We start from the raw sequence: 17,925 nt of genomic DNA, 5'->3' as shown, positions 1-17,925 counted from the left end.
TACATGTTTCCTTAATTAATAACCCTTCCCCGAAAAGCGCTCGTTAATTCCCGGACGAGCGCTTTTCACATGCCCAAATTTAGATGTTAACTTTGATAACATGAATTTTCTGTTTTTAATGATTTGAAGTATAGTTATATTAGTAGCCATGGGGATGGCGAGAAATTCTCCTAAGTTGAATAGGGGCACATATACATAAATAAGGCTCGGACTGAATGTCCGAGCCTTTGTACGTCTGATTATGAGATTGAACTAACGATTGATTCATATATGTCATCCCAAAATTCTGTTTTATTTTGATAAGTTTCATGGATGCTATGATGTACTTCTTTTTCTTTTTCAGCATATGTTGGATCGTCTTTACTTGGTAAATCTTTACGAATATTTTCTACAAATTTTTGGACGCTGATTGCTCTTGGTCCCCAAACATGTTCTTGTTCATGCTTTTCATTTAAAAATACAAAAATAGGTATAGAGCGAGCAGTACCATTTGTTAAGTATTGATCGATTAAATTAGTATCTTCATCACGATGGAAAGCTTTCACTTCAATATTAGCGTAATCAGCAATGTTTAATAGAACAGGTATGTTCATCATTGCATCTCCACACCAATCTTCAGTAATAACAAGTACTTTATAATTTTTATCTTTAATTTTATCTAATCGTTCGTCATTTTTAGGTAATTGGAAAGATTGATAAATATCTAGTAATTGCTCTTTATTTGTGGTCATCTCATTAACATATTCTTTAATGGGTTGTGCCTGTTCATAGTATGTAGCTAACTTTGTCATTATAAAAATCCCCCTTTTATATACTTAATATTATAACAATTCTGAAATATTTCGCAAAGTACAATACTTTAAAATGAATAATTAATCTACAGCATTATCGATTATTGTAAATGTCTTATTATCAACATTTAATTCAGCTTGTACACCGTATGGAATAATGCATTTTGGTTCATTATGTCCAAAACTAGCATTATAAAAAACAGGCATATCTTCTTGATGCCACTCTTTTAACATTTTAACCCAAACTTCTTTATATTCTTCATAATATACATCGTCTTGAGGTCTTCCGATAATAACGCCATTAATTCTATCAAAAATACCCATAGAACCAAATGCGCGAACATAATCTTCCATCAACCATGGTGGAGCATGAACTTCAGCAGTCTCAATGAAAAGAATAGCACCATCAAAGACATCTTTATTAGGGAACACATCAGTTGCTTTTAATGAATGGAATAATTCCATACAACCGCCAATAAGATGTCCTGTAGCTTTGCCAGAACCATTTAGAATTTCATATCCGTTATTATCAAAAGATTCTCGATTGATACTTTTGTTCTTTTCATCCCACTGTAAACCGTATTTTCTAATTTGTGGTGAAGTAGGTACATTACCAACAACACCATTTTGGAACCACGTTTGATTGATCGATTGAACAGTGTAGTCATCCATTTGAACATTCTCTGCAAAATCAGTTAATAACAATGGCCCGTAGAAGCTAGAAACACCTGCTTGATAAAACATGAAATGAAGTGCGGTCGTGTCAGAATAGCCACTGAAAATTTTAGGATTATCTTTAATAATATTTAAGTCTATGTATGGCCATAATCGTACAGAATCATCTCCACCTAGTGTACAGATAATGGCTTTAACTTCTGGATCTTGTAGTGCTTGATGTAAATCTTCTACTCGTTTTTCTGGATGATTATATGTGAAGTCAGCGCCTTTTAATGCGTGTGGCATGACTTTGACATTTAATCCGAACTCATCTTTTAATCTTTGTATACCAATTTCAGTTCTCCATAATATGTCTTTTTCACCAGCTAAACCTGATGAAGGAGAGACAATTGCTACAGTGTCACCTTTAGAAAGCTTACTCGGTTTAATTAATTCTTTCACATCATTACCCCCTTATTTCTATGTTGAAATTAGTATAGCATATGGGTATAACTTGAAATCAAATAATTCAAATGATAATATAAGTTTGTTTGTAAAAAGAATGGTAAAATAATGAATAATGTAAGGTTAACTTCAGAATATAAGGGGTATTTCTATGGATAAAATAACCTTCCTTAATTACCTTGAGGATGAATTATCTCGACTGCCTAAAGTAGAGCGAGATAAAATAATGTACGAATATGAAACGAAATTTTTTGAATCAGAAGATGAACAAAGTTTGATACAAGAACTTGGTGAACCTAAAGCAATTGCCAAGAAAATATACGCAACAAGTGCCATTCATGATGCTGAGCTATCACCCAATTTTAAGAATGTATTTCAAGCAATTTTAGCGACATTAGGGTTGAGCTTTTTTAATATATTTTTTATTATTATTCCATTTCTTATCATTGCCTTTTTACTTCTCATCGTAGTCGTAATCGGCGCTTTAATGATGTTAGGTCCTATCGTTAGTGTGATCAATGTATTTGTTCACGGTTTTTATTGGGTAGATATTACAAATATCATTTTTTCAATCTCTTTCTTAGGATTAGGACTTATGTTGTTAGTAGCAGGGCTTAAATTAATAGAAGTGAGTTACAAAGGTATCTTAAAATATTTAAGATGGTGTGTGAAACTCGTTAAGGGGCGTGCTGAATCATGAAGAAGTTATTTTTATCTGGTCTAGGCATCTTCTTAATTTTTGGCATTTTAGGAACGATACTATGGTTCACGGTTAATAATAAATATGAAAAGCAAGAAACATATGAAAAAATATATAAAAACAACCAAGTTGAACAAGTTATCGTGAATGGGCAAAATACAAATGTTGAAGTTAAGAAAGGGAAATATTTAGGTATTAAATATAACGGTAATCAAGACGTTAATGCGAGCATAGAAAATAATTTATTGCATTTTACGGAGAGAGAAAATAAATACAAATTTAATGCCAACTTTATTCCATTTAGAAAAACCATTAATCACTTAGTAATCACTTTGCCACCTAAAAATTACGAATCATTTAACATTACAACGAATACAGGAAACATTTCAGTTCGTGATGCTAAAAGTAACAATAGTAATATGATAACGGACACAGGTGACATTGTTTATCAAAATGTAAACTTGAAACATGCTAAAGCGATGACAGACTTAGGAAGCGTTAAAGTTAAACATTCGGATTTAACGGAGTTTACAGGTGAAATCAAAACAGGTAATATATCTGTCGATAAAAGTAGTCTCGTCAATAGTGAAATGATTACATCTCTTGGTAATATTAATATTAGCCAACTTAAAAATGAATGCGATATTAAATCATCAACAGAAGACGGAGATATTTCAATTTCTTATATGAATCCACCTAAGAATACTTTGTTACAACTACAATCTGAATCAGGCAATACAAAAATTGAAAATAAAGCATTTAATGGCGAAAAAGTAGGGAAAGGGAAACACGTTATTGAAAGTTATACAGATAACGGAGATATTTATATAAAATAATATAGAAATAGGCTGAGACTTCTAAGTCTCAGCCTATTTTCATTCACTCACTAGCAAATAGAATGTCTGAATCAATCTGACCTGTTATTGTTGGGAGGGTAATGGATTTACCATCTAACCATTCTTTGAAATTAAATGTATGTATGGTGCCATTTTCACCAAGTGCAATTTTCATTTTTAATTGGCTAGGTATGTATGCTGATGTATGTATCGTACCCGACCAACTTTTGAATAACTTGCTGTATATTTCATACTGAGGATCATTAAAATATCGAAAAGCATCTTCTAAAGACATTTCGTCATTTGTGATTTGGTCGATTCGATTATATCTTTCGACAGACTCTTTAATATAATTTCGATTCTCATGACTTAATATTTCAAAATGATTAGTACATAAATTGTTTTGTTTAGTAACAACTTCTCTAGGTGTCGCTTCTACAGTAATTCTCTTGTTTGTTTTATCCATTAAAATATAGCTAAAAGAGCTACGGTGAGGAATTTCATTTAATAGTCTAACAGCATCATCGATATCTTTACATGTTTCTAAGATCAATCTTCCAATCATATAGCAAACAAATCCATCACCAGGTTTTTTACGATGCATAAAATTATAGCCCATCGCTAAACCATGTTCATTCATGCCATCCATTCTGCCTGTTACTCTGGAAGTAGGGCCGATTTGTGCATATCCACCATCTGTAGGTTGGAATAGACTAAATCTTCCATCATATGTAGCAGGACTATAATCATAGTTTCTAACCATATAATCTTCTCCTAAGAAGATGGAACAACCACTATCTTTAGCATATACTCTATAATGACCATAGTTTAACAAGATTGTTTCTAACGGAAATTTTAATGTATCTTGAATACCCATTAGTTCGTCCCAAATTTTTGGTGCGAATTTTTGATATATATTTTTTGTTTCATCTATATTAATATCGAAGCGGGGTCTTCTAATTCGCCATTCTTTTTCTCTATTTTGCAACATTTTAGTAGACTTTAACCATTCTGCTTGGGCAACACCATAATCATAATGGTTACCTCTAAATTCTAATGTTTGCATCTTAACATTTTGCACAGTATCACTCCTCTTATATTTATTTTGATTGAACTTATGTACTTTGTCACGTAAATCCTCTCATATAATTGGAAATATGATGTTAAAGAGATTGTAATAATCGCTTAACCTATGTAATTTATTACCATGTTATATTTGAATTACCAATTATCTCACTGATTATGTGAGAAGGGGGTATGTAAAATGTGGAATCAAGGATATATTTACGTAAAGAAAATATGGCAAGAATGGTATAGAAGATAATCTATTAAATGACGCTTATAGAACAGCTAGAATATATATTTTTGAAATAAAGGAGCAAGAGACAATTTAATGTCTCTTGCTCCTTAATATTTATATTTGATCTGTTGATGTTGTATAAGACTGCGCTTTGTTAGTCTTTTTAGTTTGGTTAGACCATATAATAGCAATTGTAGGTCCAGTAATTAAGTGGATAAAGCTGAATATTGCACCTGGAACAGCGGATAGGGGGTTGAAATGTGCTGTTGCGAGTGACACAGCTAGTCCGGAATTTTGCATACCAACCTCTATAGAAATGGCGCGTTTATCTGGTCGGTTAAGTTTGAATAATTTAGCTAATAAGTAACCGATTGTTAAACCACTTACATTGTGAAGTAAGACAACACCAAACATAATAAGACCAGTTTCAATGATTTGCGCTTTATTACCTGCAACAACGCTTGCAAGAATAAGTGAAATAGATACTACCGAAATAATAGGTAAAATATCAATAGATTTTTCAGCTACCGGTTTAAAGAATCTTTGGACGATAAAACCTAATATAATTGGGATCAATACAACTTGAACTACTGATATAAACATAGATGCAAATGATACTTGTAACCATTCTCTTGCGAATAAATATATTAAACTAGGTGTAACAATAGGTGCTAATAATGTAGACACAGTTGTGATAGAAACGGATAACGCAGTATTTGCTTTAGCTAGATAGCTAATAACATTTGATGCAGTTCCACCAGGACAACAACCTACTAAGATAACACCTAATGCTACGTCAGGACTTAAATTAAGACCTTTAGCGATTAAATATGCAGTAACAGGCATTACAGTATATTGAAGAATAACACCAATTAACACACTTTTAGGAGATTTAAATACTTCTTTAAAATCATTTGTAGAAATAGTCATGCCCATTCCAAACATTACAATTCCTAATAAATAAGGAATGTAAGGTGCTATTTGAGCAATGATATTTGGGAAGCTAAAGCCTAACACTGCTGCCAAAAGCATCCAAAATACAAATGTTTTATTGATAAACTGACTGAATTTCTTAATATTACTCATATATACACCTTCCAATTAAATAATAATCAGAATATTAACAATAATACAAAATTTTTTCAATACTTTATTTGATTTAATTATTTATTTTGCATATTAATGATGAAATGATACATATATGAAGTGAAATTATACTAAAATATCTATATATCGATAATATCTCACTTAGAAAAGGATAATATCTTTTATGTATTTTAAATATTATGTTATGATGAAAGAGGTAGAAAATGATGAATGAGGTGACTTCAATGGATTGTATTAAAGGGATATTCAAATTCTTTTTCATCTTAATTGCTATAACAACAGTTGCTGTTGGGGCAGGTATTGCTGTCTTAGCATTTGTATTTAAAAAAGACTTTGAAGAATTAGAACAAAAAACAAAAGAAATTGTATCTGAAATCGAATCTAATAATTAAAATAAAGGAGCAATCACAATATTTCTGTGATTGCTCCCTTTTTTATATTTAAAAATTAGGAGGGTTTATATTTGCGATATGAGCGTAATGTTTTAATATCCCCAAGACTAGAAAATGACAAGTGTCATCAATTAAAAGCTTTATCTCATAATCTCAAAGTACCGAGCAAAGATGAATTATATGCCATACTTGAAAGCATTGAATATGACCAACCATTTTTAAAATCGATTACAATTGGAACGAGTAATGAAAAAGAGATGATTAATACAGCATTTCATTTAAAAGCTATCATAGAGTATATGTGGTACGAACGAAAAAAATCTGAAGTATATGTTAATATCGTCATTTGGAAGAATCATGTTGGTTCTTCTAAAAAGTATGTGGATAAATTTATGAAGTATGAACCAGATGCGTGGATAATATTAGGATCTCATATAGGCTTCTGCAATTTGTTAAAAAGATTATATAGATTTGAAAGTTGGGATGCTAATCGAACATATTGTTCAAATGCGTTGTTGTCCCAATTGATGTTTCAAATCGTAGGTGAAAAGTACTTCGAACATATTAATAGTATTAACCATCTCGGTAAACCAATTATAATTGAAGACGGTAAAATCATTTCAAAATACAATGCTATTGTTTAGACCGCTTCTTTTTGAATATAAAAAATAGAATTGATGCAATACATATGAGTAATGCACTTATTAAATAATTTAAGTAATGTTTTGAACTTTGACCAGTTTCAGGAAGCTTTGATGTTTCTGATTTGGTCTTTTTTTCTTTATTAGTGTAATCGTTAGTAAGTTTATTAGGGTTTGGAATTAAAGAGTCTTTAATGACTGATATTTGGTATGTCTGATTTTGACTTGGAATTTGATTAGAATTCGGATTATCTGTAATTTGACTTTGACTTTGTTGTACTTGATCTATTTGAGTATGTTGATTTGTATTTTGCTCAAAAGTTGAAGTAGTCTTATCGTCAGAATTAAATGTATAATATTTATCCTCTCCTAGTGTAATCGTTGAATGGCTATCTATGCCGTTAATCTTCACATTAAATTTAGTAGACTTAAGAAATGTAGTGGGTATATTGATTGTAGTATTACCGTTTTGATCTGTTATGCCAGAAAGTTCTTGGTTATCTGCAATGAGTTTAACTTCCACATTATTTAAAGGGTGATAGGTTTTTGAAAGTACATTAATTGAAATGGATTGATTATTTGTATTCGTTATATTGCGTTGGTTATTGCTAGAAGAAGTCAATCTATATAACTTGTTAGGTTCAACAGTAAAAATTTGATTATTTGAAGTGGTTAAAGTGTAGTGAGGCTTAATATTCTTATTAGGAATTTCTATAAATGCTAAACCATCAGATTTAGTTGTTAAAGATTTAACTTCTTGGTCTAAATGTAATTGGAAAGTTTCATTTGATATCGGGGTATTATCAGAAGCATAAAATTGAAAGCCAATAGGTGTCATATCATTATTAGCGTGTGCAGTTCGTGACGTATTGAATGATGTAGCGACCATACATACAATACTAAATAAAAAGATTGGGAAAGGTTTCATATTGACCTCCTTTCATCTCTTAAATAATTAGATGATCATCTGATATCATTATGCCATAAACACTATAGATATTCCACTATTATTTTATGTATTTTATATAAAATTTTTAACACAACTAAAATCTTCCTATATATATATCATTCAAAATTTTTGAGAATGGGTGCTTGAATCTTTTTGCAAGTGATAAAATAAAAGAGTAAAATATAATCAGAACGAGCATAATCTAAAAGGGGATGTCTTATATGAAATGTGCAAGTTGTAATCAAGAAATGGTAGATGATCTTCGTACGAATGTTCCAGGCACTCTAGTTGATGTTAGATTAATAAAAGAAGAAGAAAATGAAGATATTTTAAACAAAGCGATTGCAATACCAAAAGCAGCAGTATGTTTACAATGCGGCGAAGTGAAATATTACATAGAAGATATTGAATCATTTAGAAATGCTATAAACCACGAATAAAATGTGAATAATTAATAAAAACAGCGTACATTTGAAATAAATCATGTACGCTGTTTTGTTTATATTTTTTTAATATTTCGTACAGATGCATAACAATGCTCACCATTACTAAAATATACTGCACGATCTTTCGTGTTAATAGTATCAACATTATTACGATTAATGACATAACTGTTATGGCATCTAAAGAAGCGGTCATCTAAATTAGATAAATCTTTTAAACTTCCATAGAACTCAATTTGTCTATTGTCTAGATGTGCTATTAGTCGATGTGATTTTGATGATGACTCAAAGAACATAACATCATCATACTGAACATAGACAGAATTGCTACCTCTCGTTAATTCTATCTTTTCAACGTTTGTATTTTTTGAAAGCATACCTAATCTTATGTATGCAGTGTCTAAACAATCTAACACTCTTGTCTTCAGTTGATCTGGATCATCCTTAAAAATAAAATCCATTGCAGCAACTTTATAAACAAATGTTAAATAAGTCAGTTCACTGTGACTTGTGACAAAAACAATATTACCAATAGGGTCATACTTACGTATCTCACTTGCCAATGTAATACCATTAATATCAGCGTCTAATTGAATATCTAAAAAGTAACAACCTATATCATTTGAAGATTTAACGTGATCCAACAACTCATATGGATCACGTGTTGCAAGTTCAATAGACATTTCTTTTTCTTCAATCATAATATAATTATTGATAATCGTCTGCATGCGCTCTAATTGTTTGGGGTCATCTTCACAAATGATAATTTTCATTGAATCACTTCCTCATTGCTATCATTTAAAATTTCAAGCTTTTGAATAAAGTATTGATTATTAATAAAAGTATCTAAGAAAACATGGTCTGTTTTCTCAGTGATTTCTTTCAACGTAGTTAACCCAATACCACGCTTACGACCTTTAGTAGAATAATGATTTTCAAATAGTTTATGTACCTTAGGCGTATCTTTTGAACATTTATTCATGAATACAAGTAAAATCGATTTCTCATTTTTAATAAATGCAATTTGAATCGTTGGATTATCAACAAACTCAGAAGCCTCAATTGCATTATCCATAATGATGCCGATACATCTACTTAATTCAACAATGTTCATATTTATATGATCAATCTGTTCAGTAATCTCAACACTAATATTGATATTCTGTTCCTGAGATTGAATAATTTTCGTTGTTAATAATCCCTTAATTTCTCTAACATGTAAATTTTGAAGACCATTAATTTTTATCGCATTTAATTTCATATCATCATGAAGATGTGCAATATTTTGGTCAAAGTATGTTCTCAAACCGTCCATATCATCTTCTCTAATATATTCAGATAAAGTCGCTAAAATATTTACATAATCATGACGAAACTTACGCATCTCATTATTAATCTGCTCAATCTGCAAAGTATACTTATAATACTGATTGATTTCTTTCTTCGTACGTTGCAATGCCATCTCTCTAATAACTGTGAAAGAAATTAAAATAATAAAAATAGCAGCAACACATACATAGATCACATAAAATAAAGTTTGGAATTCAAACTCTTTTTCAGTATTGTAAGACTTTGGCATGTATACGTAGAACACCGTAAAAGAAAGACCTAAAAACGCTGCTAACAATAGTAGGTAGATACGGTTGTTATATAAATAACTTAATTTAAGTCTATTCATTAATTGTCTTATTATAATCGCTATTGATACTGAGATTATAAAATGAAAGACAAAATAAAATACATGTGTTGATATAGCAGAAGGTTCTATGTTAAAGATGAGTCTAATTAATAAGGATGATAAATAATCTGAAACTACTGAAATGATTATTACCAGTAAAGTATTTATAATCCCAAATATTCTAAATTTAAAGTAGAAAAAGACTCCCAAAAAAGTTATAACAAATATTATAGATGCTACACCAACTATAAAATATAAAGCAAGAGAAGGGATCATGTACCCTAATAATAGGATGACATAATCCCTTTTTGAATATCGATAGTTTTGAGTTAGTGCTAATAGAACTACAAATAATGATGTTTGAAACAAACCATATATAATAGTCTCTGTAATTGATAATTGTGCCATATACTTACACTTCCCAAATTATATATTACTTATTGTTTTTCGTTTAATAGTTCTTGTGGTACTTCTGTTTCATCTAAGAATACGTTACAACCTCTAATTACCGCTTTTTCACCAATTGCTGAAAGGATATTTGATACTGATTTTGAAAATAGGCTAGATAATAAATTCATGATAATGTTTCCTCCTCTTTGTAAAATATAGGTAATAGTGATACTGCTTCAAAGATTAATCCTAAACATATTAATTGTTGATAGGGTTCTTTAAGGAATAAAGTTAATACTATCAAAATTGTTGCTGCTAGGATTGATCTTAGTTTAAGTCCTTTTTTCCATTTGCCTAATATTGGGTGTTTCTTTGTTTGCATTGGTGCGTACTTTATAATGATAAGATAACCGACTAACGCTATGGCTAAGAATGGCCAGTAGGGTATGTTGGTATTTATGATTATGAGTGGTGCAACGACAAACATGATTAGGCTTTGTATCGTACATAGAAAAGTGGACTTAGCGTGCGCGCCAAACGCGAAATATCGAATGGCAAAATAACTAAGATGTACAATAAGTGTGTATAAAAATATATGGCATAGAAGGGCAGCGCCGTATATAACTATGGTCTTCATCATATTCCCTACAAATACTTCTAGTCCATACTTTACCTTTAAATAACTAACATGATCTAGATTATTTGAATTTTGAAGACTTGCAGCAATTTTATCTATTTGTGTTTGGACAGGTTGATACATAGCGCCCCTCCTTCATTATGATTATAGAACATATTGATTTACATTTTACTTCTTTTGCCTAACTGTATTATTTCAATGCCTAACTGTTTGAATTTATAATATATTTGTATTTTAACATAATTTTAATGCAGTTAAGAACTTAAATTAACGACTTAGGGAAAATATAAAATTCTATTATTGAAATACTATAATATATTTAGTGAATATTTAATTTTTTATGATAAATTAAAAAGTTTAAATATAAAGGAGGATCCTTTATGGCAGGCGATATCGTCAATGCTATTTGTAGTATTTTTAATTGGTTAGTGGAACTTTTTAATGGGTTGTTTACTTAAATATCTGCTGTGTTTGATACGTGGTTATTCATATAATAAATATTTTAACGTGTACCATTGGGTATGCGTTTTTATTATAGTTATTGAGCGTTTTCATGTAGAATGATATTAAAGAACAAATTAGGGAGGAATTTAATTTTATGAAAACGAAAGGTTATATTGGTAGTTATACGAAGAAAGATGGAAAAGGGATTTATCGTTTTGATGTTGATGAGAATGATCAAACAATCGAGAAGGTTGAAGTTGGTTACGGAGTTGAAGCATCTACATATTTAACACAACATGGTCAATTTTTATATGCGATTAAAAGAGATGGCGATGATTGTGGTGTTGCAAGTTTTAATATCAATGAAGATGGTAGTTTAACATATATAAACGATTGCTTAGCTTCACAAGAAGGAACGGGTTGTTATATTTCAGTTTCTGAAGATGGTCAATATTTATTTGAAGCTGTTTATGGAAGTGGTTATGTAAGACTTTATAAATTAAACGCTGAAAATGGCGAAATTATTGAGTTAATAGATGTATATAAAGGTGAAGGTCATGGACCAAATGAAGCAAGACAAGAAGGTAGTCATATTCACTTTGCAGAACAAACGCCAGACTTAGATTATATCGTTACAGTTGATTTAGGTGCAGATGTAATTAGAACATTTAAATTCTCTGATGAAGGATTGGAATTATATGAAACATTAGAAGTTCAAGCTGGAAGCGGTCCAAGACATATTGCGTTTCATCCAAGTGGCATATACGCATACTTAGTGAATGAACTTAGTAATACGATTCAAGTGTTATCATATAAAAATGGTGTATTTGCAACAATCAGTCCAGCACTATTAACGATTCCAGAAGACTTTGATTTAAACTCACAAGTTGCTGCTGTTAGATTAAGTCATGATGGACAGTTTATTTATGTTTCTAATAGAGGACATAATAGTATAGCTGTTTATAAAATATTAGGTGATGGTGCAAATGTTGAATTGGTTGAAATTGTAACGAGTGGTGGAACATGGCCAAGAGATTTAAATATTACACCAAGTGATTCGTTTATAGTTGTTGCACATGAACATTCATATAATTTAGTATTATTTAGTCGAAATAAAGAAACTGGTAAGCTGACAGAAATAGAGAACGAACAAAAAGCTGCAGAAGGCGTTTGTGTTCAATTTATATAATGGTAGGTGATGAACGTTGAAAATAGCACTATATCAGATGCATGTAATACCTGGAGAGCCAGAAAAAAATATCGAAAAAATTAATCAATGGTTAGATGAATTAGATGATGAAATTGACATAGCAGTGTTACCTGAAATGTGGAACACTTCTTATCGATTAAATGAGTTAACCGAACTTGCTGATGAAGACGGTCAAAGAATTTTACCTTTCATAGAGCGAAAAGCAAAAGAAATCCATAAACATATTGTGGCTGGTTCAATTGCATACAAAAAGGGAAATGAAATTTATAATCGAACAATTGTCGTCAATAACGAAGGAAAGTGTATTAATACTTACGACAAAGCACATCTTGTGCCAATGTTTAATGAACATCATTTCTTAACTTCAGGTAGTAAGAAATCAACTGTATATGAGTTAGATGAAATAGAGATGGGAACGATTATTTGTTATGATTTAAGATTCCCAGAATTAACACGTTCATTAGCTTTAGAAGATGCAAAAGTAATTTTTGTTCCGGCACAATGGCCGAAATCAAGAATTGATCATTGGAAAGTATTATTACGTGCTAGAGCAATTGAGAACCAAGTGTATATTATTGCTTGTAATAGTGTGGGTACTTGTGATGAAAATGAGTTTGGTGGGCACAGTTTAGCATATGCACCAGATGGCACATTAATTGATAGTTTATACTATGAAGAAGATACATTAATCGTTGATATAGACTTTGATTCGCAAGAAAAAATTCGTGAAGCCATTCCTATTTTCAATAGTTTAAGAACAGATTTATATTAGGTAGATGTAGTTAGAGACTGGGATATTATATGATATTCCAGTCTCTTATTATCTTACAAATGTCATATTGAACATTTGTAGAAAAAGTATAAAATCAATTATAAGACAGAAAATAGTTAAGGCATGGAGATGATTTATTTGGAAAGTAGTGTAGCAGTCCAATTTAAAAATGTAGAATATGAAATAGAACGGTCACTAATTTTAAAAGGTGTTACAGGTGCCATTTATAAAGGTAAACTTACTTCTATAATTGGGCCATCAGGTGCAGGGAAATCAACACTGCTCTCTTTAATTAATTTATTAAAGTCTAGTACAAGTGGCGAAATATTCATTGATCAACAATCTATTGAAACATATAATCCAATGGAACTTAGAAGAAAAGTTCAGTTAGTTTCTCAAGAAGCAACGATGATTAAAGGAACTGTAAGAGATAATTTAGAACTGCCATTAATACTACAAAATAAAAAAATGACAGATGAAGAAGCGAAATATTATTTGAAAATAGTCGATTTACCAGAAACTTTTTTGAATAAAAATAGTAAAGAATTATCAGGTGGAGAAAAACAAAAGTTATCTCTAGCCCGATCACTTGTTAATAAACCTAAAGTGATATTGCTAGATGAAGTGACATCGGCATTAGATAGAAACTCTAAACGTGCAATTGAACAACTATTGCAAAAAATTATTAAAGAACACGAAGTTACGATGATATGGATTACACATGATATTAACCAAGCCTTTAGAATGAGCGATTACATATGGGTTATGATCAATGGAGAAGTTGAACTAGCTGATACAGTTGAAAATGTTAAAAATTCAGAACAACCAAACGTCAGAAGCTTTATAGGAGAAAAATTAATATGAGTATAACATCAATCGTGTTAATGTTTGTTTTTATTATTATTCCAATAGTAATTTCGAAAAGTTTTAATCTAGGATTAGAGAAAGATACTTTAATTGCAGCTATTCGATCATTTGTTCAACTGTTAATAGTAGGGTATATTTTACAATTTATATTTGATCAAGAAAGCCATATTTTTATCATTTTAATGGTCATGCTTATAATAGGTGCGGCAACACAAAATGCGCGAAAAAAAGGTTTGGAAATACCAGGCATCACATGGAAATTATTACTGGCTTTTGTAGCAATAGAAGTCATTACACAAGGTATCTTATTAGGGTTTAAAATTACGCCACCAACAGCACAATACATCATACCAATAAGTGGCATGATTGTTGGTAATGCGATGGTATTAAGTATCTTGTTCTTAAATAGATTTATGTCAGAAGTTAAACAAAATGAAAATGTGATAGAGCTTGTTCTATGTTTGGGAGGTACACCTAAACAAGCAATACATAAGCAACTGATCACTTCTATACAGTCTAGTGTTATACCAACTATAGAACAACAAAAGACAATTGGCCTTGTGCAATTACCAGGTATGATGAGTGGTCAAATCATTGGTGGCGCAGATCCAATTGAAGCGGTACTCTTTCAAATATTAATCGTATTTATGTTATTAACAAGTGCTACAATGACGAGTGTAATATTAGGCTTCTTGTCATATCCAACTTTATTTAATAAAAAGCAGCAACTCATTGAAAGTCAGTATAAATAAAATAAGCATGTGGTTAAGACGTAAATGAATGTCTATACCATATGCTTATTTTATATGCTTAAATTTAATTGTGTGGCTCTCAGTAACACTTCTGTATTACTTTTTAAACATGGCTCTTACGTATTTAGCTTTTCCTTTATAAGGTGGGAAAAGGACGCCAGTTTCTAGTTTGGTTGTTTTAAACATGATGCTCTTTTCATTGCTAAAGAGTTCAAATGAAGCTTTGCCATGATATTTACCAATTCCTGAATGACCGACACCACCAAATGGTAAGTTATGGTTACCTAAATGTAAAAGTGTATCATTGATACAACCGCCACCGAATGATATTCTTCTTACGACTTCATCAGTATGATTTTCGTCTTCACTAAATAAATATAGTGATAGTGGCTTTGGTTTATTTTTTATAAATTGAATGGCATCACCGAATGCTTCATACGTCATAATAGGTAATATTGGACCAAAAATTTCGTCTTCCATTAGAATATCATCAAATTTAACATTATCGACAATAGTCGGTTCTATATATCGGTTATCTCTGTCCGAGCTACCTCCGTAGACAATGTCTCCATTAGTTTGATTAAGTAAATTCACTAATCGATCTGTATGACGTTCATTTACGATACGGCCATAATCTTCACTATTTTGTGCTGTTGACGTATAAAACTCTCGAATAGTTGTTTGAATCGCTTTAATGAATTGTTGTTTAATCGATGCGTCGATGATGACATAATCTGGCGCGACACATGTTTGACCGGCATTAATAAATTTACCAAATGCTATTCTTTCTGCTGCTACTTTAATATTTGCAGTCTTATCAACAATTGCTGGACTCTTTCCACCTAATTCAAGTGCTACCGGGATAAGTTGTTTACTAGCTTGTTCGTACACAATTTGTCCAACTTTAGTAGAGCCAGTAAAGAATATAAAGTCGAATGGGTAAGTTAACAGTTCTTCAGTTACAGTTTGGTCGCCAGTTATACAAGATACATATGAAGGATTAAATGCTTCTTGTATAATTTTTTCTATTACAACACTAACATTTGGTGTAAGTTCTGAAGGTTTGATAACAGCACAATTTCCAGCAGCAATAGCACCAATTAAAGGTTCTATAACAAGTTGAAACGGATAATTGAACGGACCGATGATTAAGACTGTGCCATATGGTTCGTTAATTGTATAACTTTTACCTGGAAATAAAAATACAGGTGTATTCACGTTTCTTTTACTTGCTAAACTCTTGACTTCTTTTAGCATGAAAGAGATACTTTTGTAAATGTAACCAATTTCAGTAGCATAAGATTCAACAGAATTTTTGCCTAAATCTTGTTGCAATGCTGAAATTAAGGCACTTTCATTTGTTTTAATAGATTTTCTTAGTGCTCTTAACTGTTTTTTTCTGAATTTAATATCTTTTGTTACATCACTATCAAAAAGTGATTGTAAGTTTTCGAATTGAGTCGCGATAATCAATATGGATGTCTCCTTTATACTTCTATTGTTTATATTTTAACAATAGTTATAATTAAAAGCGAAGTGTTTATTTATGAAATTTTTATTTTTAAAAAAATAACGAAAAGGTGAAATAATATGAGATTTGGATTTATAGGTACCAATTGGATAAGTGATAAATTTATAGAGAATGGTTTAGAAGTTGAAGCGTTTGAACCTTACGCTGTCTATTCGCGAACTGAAGAAAGAGCAGACTATTATAAGGAGAAACATCAACTTACTGAAACGTTCACAGATTTAGAGTTATTTTGTCAATCACCTAATTTTGAAGCGGTATATATCGCATCACCTAATGCGTTTCATTTTGAACAAGCAGAATTAGCGATTAAAAATAAAAAACACGTCTTGATCGAAAAGCCAGCGACAATTGTTCAAGAACAATATGAAGCATTATCTAAACTTGCTTATGAATATAATGTCACTGTTATGGAAGCGATGAAATCAACATTATTACCGCCATTTGTAGAATTTACAAATGATCTTATTGATATTGGAGAAATTAGATATGCTGATTTTCATTATCATCAATATTCTTCAAGATATGATAACTATAAAAAAGGTATCATAGAAAATGCTTTTAAACCTGAGTTAGGGAATGGCGCTTTAATGGACTTAGGTGTTTATGCAGTAGCTCCGATGATACATTTGTTTGGTATGCCACAAAGTATTAAAGCAAATGGTTTTAAATTAGATACTGGAGCCGATGGACAAGGTAATGCAATATTGGATTATCATACTTTCCAAGCAACGATTAGTTATTCAAAAATATGTGACCGCCCCAGCCCTTCAGAAATAGTAGGGGAAAATGGTTATGTATTAATTGATAAAATAAGTGCTCCTTCAAATATTAAAGTATTTAATAGAGAAGGGGTATTACAGAAAGAATATAATAATGATTCACCGTTAACGATGAAAGATGAAATAATTGAATTCATTAATTGTGTACAGAATCATAAGGTCGAGTCATCTATTAATACACATCAAAGATCATTAGAAACGATTAAAGTATTAGATGAAATTAGACATCAAATTGGAGTTCAATTTAATGTCTAAAAAGTACTTCATCATTACAGCTGTGATTATTATCGTTTTACTACTCGTCGTGGCATTTATACCATTTAAACAAAATCCATCTTCCACATCAAGAGTGGTCGTTGATCACTTTAATCATAAGTATGCATTTCCGAGTTGTTATGATTACGAAAAAGCATCAAATTATATTGATGAAGTAACATATAAAGATGCTCAAGATTTAAAATATCCACCTATGAATACGTGCACAGAAGAAAAGGCAAAGCCTCAATATAAATCATTGCTTAAACGGTTATTAGAAAGTACAGAAATATAAAAAGTCCTGACGAAATGATATCATTTCGTCAGGA

General features: G+C 30.9%; 21 protein-coding genes. 11 read left to right on the top strand and 10 right to left on the bottom strand.

Features of this window, described 5'->3' with window-relative positions:
• Nucleotides 1-239: 239 nt before the first annotated feature.
• Both LQ675_RS11600 and LQ675_RS11595 read right to left on the bottom strand, forming a co-directional pair.
• On the bottom strand, nucleotides 240-791 hold the full coding sequence (locus LQ675_RS11600; protein ID WP_107601901.1) for a thioredoxin family protein: 552 nt from the start codon (nucleotides 789-791) through the stop codon (nucleotides 240-242).
• A gap of 81 nt (nucleotides 792-872) precedes the next feature.
• Entirely contained in the window at nucleotides 873-1,910 is a 1,038-nt protein-coding gene (locus tag LQ675_RS11595; protein ID WP_088592241.1) for a S66 family peptidase, read from the bottom strand.
• A 154-nt stretch (nucleotides 1,911-2,064) separates the two neighbouring features.
• On the opposite strand from LQ675_RS11595, the gene LQ675_RS11590 reads away from it, so the two are divergent.
• Entirely contained in the window at nucleotides 2,065-2,613 is a 549-nt protein-coding gene (locus tag LQ675_RS11590; protein ID WP_048540621.1) for an HAAS signaling domain-containing protein, read from the top strand.
• Nucleotides 2,610-3,449 carry a DUF4097 family beta strand repeat-containing protein gene (locus LQ675_RS11585; RefSeq protein WP_048540622.1) on the top strand — a complete coding sequence of 280 codons (840 nt, stop codon included), beginning with the start codon at nucleotides 2,610-2,612 and terminating at the stop codon, nucleotides 3,447-3,449. Before LQ675_RS11590 ends, LQ675_RS11585 begins: the two co-directional genes overlap by 4 nt.
• A 43-nt stretch (nucleotides 3,450-3,492) precedes the next feature.
• Here the strand turns inward: LQ675_RS11585 and LQ675_RS11580 are convergent, their stop codons facing one another.
• Together LQ675_RS11580 and LQ675_RS11575 are read right to left on the bottom strand one after the other, a co-directional pair.
• Entirely contained in the window at nucleotides 3,493-4,530 is a 1,038-nt protein-coding gene (locus LQ675_RS11580; protein WP_088592242.1) for a C45 family autoproteolytic acyltransferase/hydrolase, read from the bottom strand.
• Nucleotides 4,531-4,863: 333 nt separating this feature from the next.
• Nucleotides 4,864-5,835, bottom strand: coding sequence for a bile acid:sodium symporter family protein (locus tag LQ675_RS11575; RefSeq protein WP_075578465.1), 972 nt, complete (start codon nucleotides 5,833-5,835; stop codon nucleotides 4,864-4,866).
• A 227-nt stretch (nucleotides 5,836-6,062) separates the two neighbouring features.
• Between LQ675_RS11575 and LQ675_RS11570 the strand changes: the two genes are divergently transcribed.
• Both LQ675_RS11570 and LQ675_RS11565 read left to right on the top strand, forming a co-directional pair.
• On the top strand, nucleotides 6,063-6,248 hold the full coding sequence (locus LQ675_RS11570) for a hypothetical protein (RefSeq protein WP_370622766.1): 186 nt from the start codon (nucleotides 6,063-6,065) through the stop codon (nucleotides 6,246-6,248).
• Between the two features lie 71 nt (nucleotides 6,249-6,319).
• Nucleotides 6,320-6,892, top strand: coding sequence for a hypothetical protein (locus LQ675_RS11565; protein ID WP_048540625.1), 573 nt, complete (start codon nucleotides 6,320-6,322; stop codon nucleotides 6,890-6,892).
• On the opposite strand, the gene LQ675_RS11560 is transcribed toward LQ675_RS11565, so the two are convergent.
• Nucleotides 6,882-7,817: an LPXTG cell wall anchor domain-containing protein gene (locus LQ675_RS11560; RefSeq protein WP_048540626.1), complete on the bottom strand. Its 936-nt coding sequence runs from the start codon at nucleotides 7,815-7,817 to the stop codon at nucleotides 6,882-6,884. The genes LQ675_RS11565 and LQ675_RS11560 overlap by 11 nt on opposite strands.
• A 242-nt stretch (nucleotides 7,818-8,059) precedes the next feature.
• Here LQ675_RS11560 and LQ675_RS11555 point away from each other — a divergent pair, with 242 nt between their 5' ends.
• Nucleotides 8,060-8,278, top strand: coding sequence for a hypothetical protein (locus tag LQ675_RS11555; protein ID WP_025905095.1), 219 nt, complete (start codon nucleotides 8,060-8,062; stop codon nucleotides 8,276-8,278).
• Nucleotides 8,279-8,337: 59 nt separating this feature from the next.
• Here LQ675_RS11555 and agrA read toward each other — a convergent pair whose 3' ends face one another.
• Genes agrA through LQ675_RS11535 form a run of 4 tightly spaced genes read right to left on the bottom strand, consistent with a single transcriptional unit; the run spans nucleotide 8,338 to nucleotide 11,109 of the window.
• Nucleotides 8,338-9,054, bottom strand: a complete 717-nt coding sequence (gene agrA, locus LQ675_RS11550) for a quorum-sensing response regulator AgrA (protein WP_048540627.1) — start codon at nucleotides 9,052-9,054, stop codon at nucleotides 8,338-8,340.
• Complete coding sequence (agrC, locus tag LQ675_RS11545; RefSeq protein WP_049320426.1) at nucleotides 9,051-10,367, bottom strand: quorum-sensing sensor histidine kinase AgrC; 1,317 nt, start codon at nucleotides 10,365-10,367, stop codon at nucleotides 9,051-9,053. Before agrC ends, agrA begins: the two co-directional genes overlap by 4 nt.
• A gap of 29 nt (nucleotides 10,368-10,396) precedes the next feature.
• Nucleotides 10,397-10,537 (bottom strand): cyclic lactone autoinducer peptide AgrD, encoded by a 141-nt coding sequence (gene agrD / locus LQ675_RS11540; protein WP_107565491.1) that lies wholly within the window; start codon nucleotides 10,535-10,537, stop codon nucleotides 10,397-10,399.
• Nucleotides 10,534-11,109, bottom strand: a complete 576-nt coding sequence (locus LQ675_RS11535; RefSeq protein WP_048540629.1) for an accessory gene regulator AgrB — start codon at nucleotides 11,107-11,109, stop codon at nucleotides 10,534-10,536. The genes agrD and LQ675_RS11535 overlap by 4 nt, the downstream gene beginning before the upstream one ends.
• A 475-nt stretch (nucleotides 11,110-11,584) precedes the next feature.
• Between LQ675_RS11535 and pglS the strand changes: the two genes are divergently transcribed.
• The 4 genes from pglS to LQ675_RS11515 all read left to right on the top strand — a co-directional run bounded on the left by pglS (nucleotide 11,585) and on the right by LQ675_RS11515 (nucleotide 15,031).
• A complete protein-coding gene (gene pglS / locus LQ675_RS11530; protein WP_239728126.1) occupies nucleotides 11,585-12,619 on the top strand; it encodes a 6-phosphogluconolactonase in 1,035 nt (344 codons plus the stop codon).
• 16 nt (nucleotides 12,620-12,635) lie between these two features.
• Nucleotides 12,636-13,412, top strand: coding sequence for a carbon-nitrogen family hydrolase (locus LQ675_RS11525; protein ID WP_048540631.1), 777 nt, complete (start codon nucleotides 12,636-12,638; stop codon nucleotides 13,410-13,412).
• Nucleotides 13,413-13,550: 138 nt separating this feature from the next.
• A complete protein-coding gene (locus tag LQ675_RS11520; protein WP_080964662.1) occupies nucleotides 13,551-14,276 on the top strand; it encodes an ABC transporter ATP-binding protein in 726 nt (241 codons plus the stop codon).
• Nucleotides 14,273-15,031, top strand: a complete 759-nt coding sequence (locus LQ675_RS11515) for an ABC transporter permease (protein WP_048540633.1) — start codon at nucleotides 14,273-14,275, stop codon at nucleotides 15,029-15,031. Before LQ675_RS11520 ends, LQ675_RS11515 begins: the two co-directional genes overlap by 4 nt.
• Before the next feature lie 96 nt (nucleotides 15,032-15,127).
• Here the strand turns inward: LQ675_RS11515 and LQ675_RS11510 are convergent, their stop codons facing one another.
• Complete coding sequence (locus LQ675_RS11510) at nucleotides 15,128-16,504, bottom strand: aldehyde dehydrogenase (protein ID WP_107601900.1); 1,377 nt, start codon at nucleotides 16,502-16,504, stop codon at nucleotides 15,128-15,130.
• A gap of 117 nt (nucleotides 16,505-16,621) precedes the next feature.
• Here LQ675_RS11510 and LQ675_RS11505 point away from each other — a divergent pair, with 117 nt between their 5' ends.
• Together LQ675_RS11505 and LQ675_RS11500 are read left to right on the top strand one after the other, a co-directional pair.
• Complete coding sequence (locus tag LQ675_RS11505; protein WP_107601899.1) at nucleotides 16,622-17,596, top strand: Gfo/Idh/MocA family protein; 975 nt, start codon at nucleotides 16,622-16,624, stop codon at nucleotides 17,594-17,596.
• Complete coding sequence (locus LQ675_RS11500; RefSeq protein ID WP_048540636.1) at nucleotides 17,589-17,891, top strand: hypothetical protein; 303 nt, start codon at nucleotides 17,589-17,591, stop codon at nucleotides 17,889-17,891. The genes LQ675_RS11505 and LQ675_RS11500 overlap by 8 nt, the downstream gene beginning before the upstream one ends.
• Nucleotides 17,892-17,925 lie beyond the last annotated feature (34 nt).

This window comes from Mammaliicoccus sp. D-M19, from assembly GCF_022386695.1.
Lineage (GTDB): Bacteria > Bacillota > Bacilli > Staphylococcales > Staphylococcaceae > Mammaliicoccus > Mammaliicoccus sciuri.
The sequence above is the reverse complement of the archived record's forward strand: the minus strand, read 5'-3'. Positions and strand labels throughout refer to the sequence as shown.

Excerpts from the sequence above, each read along its gene's own strand:
- LQ675_RS11600 (WP_107601901.1), bottom strand. The coding sequence starts at position 791 with ATGACAAAGTTAGCTACATACTATGAACAGGCACAACCCATTAAAGAA.
- LQ675_RS11590 (WP_048540621.1), top strand. The coding sequence starts at position 2,065 with ATGGATAAAATAACCTTCCTTAATTACCTTGAGGATGAATTATCTCGA.
- LQ675_RS11585 (WP_048540622.1), top strand. The coding sequence starts at position 2,610 with ATGAAGAAGTTATTTTTATCTGGTCTAGGCATCTTCTTAATTTTTGGC.
- LQ675_RS11575 (WP_075578465.1), bottom strand. The coding sequence starts at position 5,835 with ATGAGTAATATTAAGAAATTCAGTCAGTTTATCAATAAAACATTTGTA.
- LQ675_RS11570 (WP_370622766.1), top strand. The coding sequence starts at position 6,063 with ATGAATGAGGTGACTTCAATGGATTGTATTAAAGGGATATTCAAATTC.
- LQ675_RS11560 (WP_048540626.1), bottom strand. The coding sequence starts at position 7,817 with ATGAAACCTTTCCCAATCTTTTTATTTAGTATTGTATGTATGGTCGCT.
- LQ675_RS11555 (WP_025905095.1), top strand. The coding sequence starts at position 8,060 with ATGAAATGTGCAAGTTGTAATCAAGAAATGGTAGATGATCTTCGTACG.
- agrA (WP_048540627.1), bottom strand. The coding sequence starts at position 9,054 with ATGAAAATTATCATTTGTGAAGATGACCCCAAACAATTAGAGCGCATG.
- agrC (WP_049320426.1), bottom strand. The coding sequence starts at position 10,367 with ATGGCACAATTATCAATTACAGAGACTATTATATATGGTTTGTTTCAA.
- agrD (WP_107565491.1), bottom strand. The coding sequence starts at position 10,537 with ATGAATTTATTATCTAGCCTATTTTCAAAATCAGTATCAAATATCCTT.
- LQ675_RS11535 (WP_048540629.1), bottom strand. The coding sequence starts at position 11,109 with ATGTATCAACCTGTCCAAACACAAATAGATAAAATTGCTGCAAGTCTT.
- pglS (WP_239728126.1), top strand. The coding sequence starts at position 11,585 with ATGAAAACGAAAGGTTATATTGGTAGTTATACGAAGAAAGATGGAAAA.
- LQ675_RS11515 (WP_048540633.1), top strand. The coding sequence starts at position 14,273 with ATGAGTATAACATCAATCGTGTTAATGTTTGTTTTTATTATTATTCCA.
- LQ675_RS11505 (WP_107601899.1), top strand. The coding sequence starts at position 16,622 with ATGAGATTTGGATTTATAGGTACCAATTGGATAAGTGATAAATTTATA.
- LQ675_RS11500 (WP_048540636.1), top strand. The coding sequence starts at position 17,589 with ATGTCTAAAAAGTACTTCATCATTACAGCTGTGATTATTATCGTTTTA.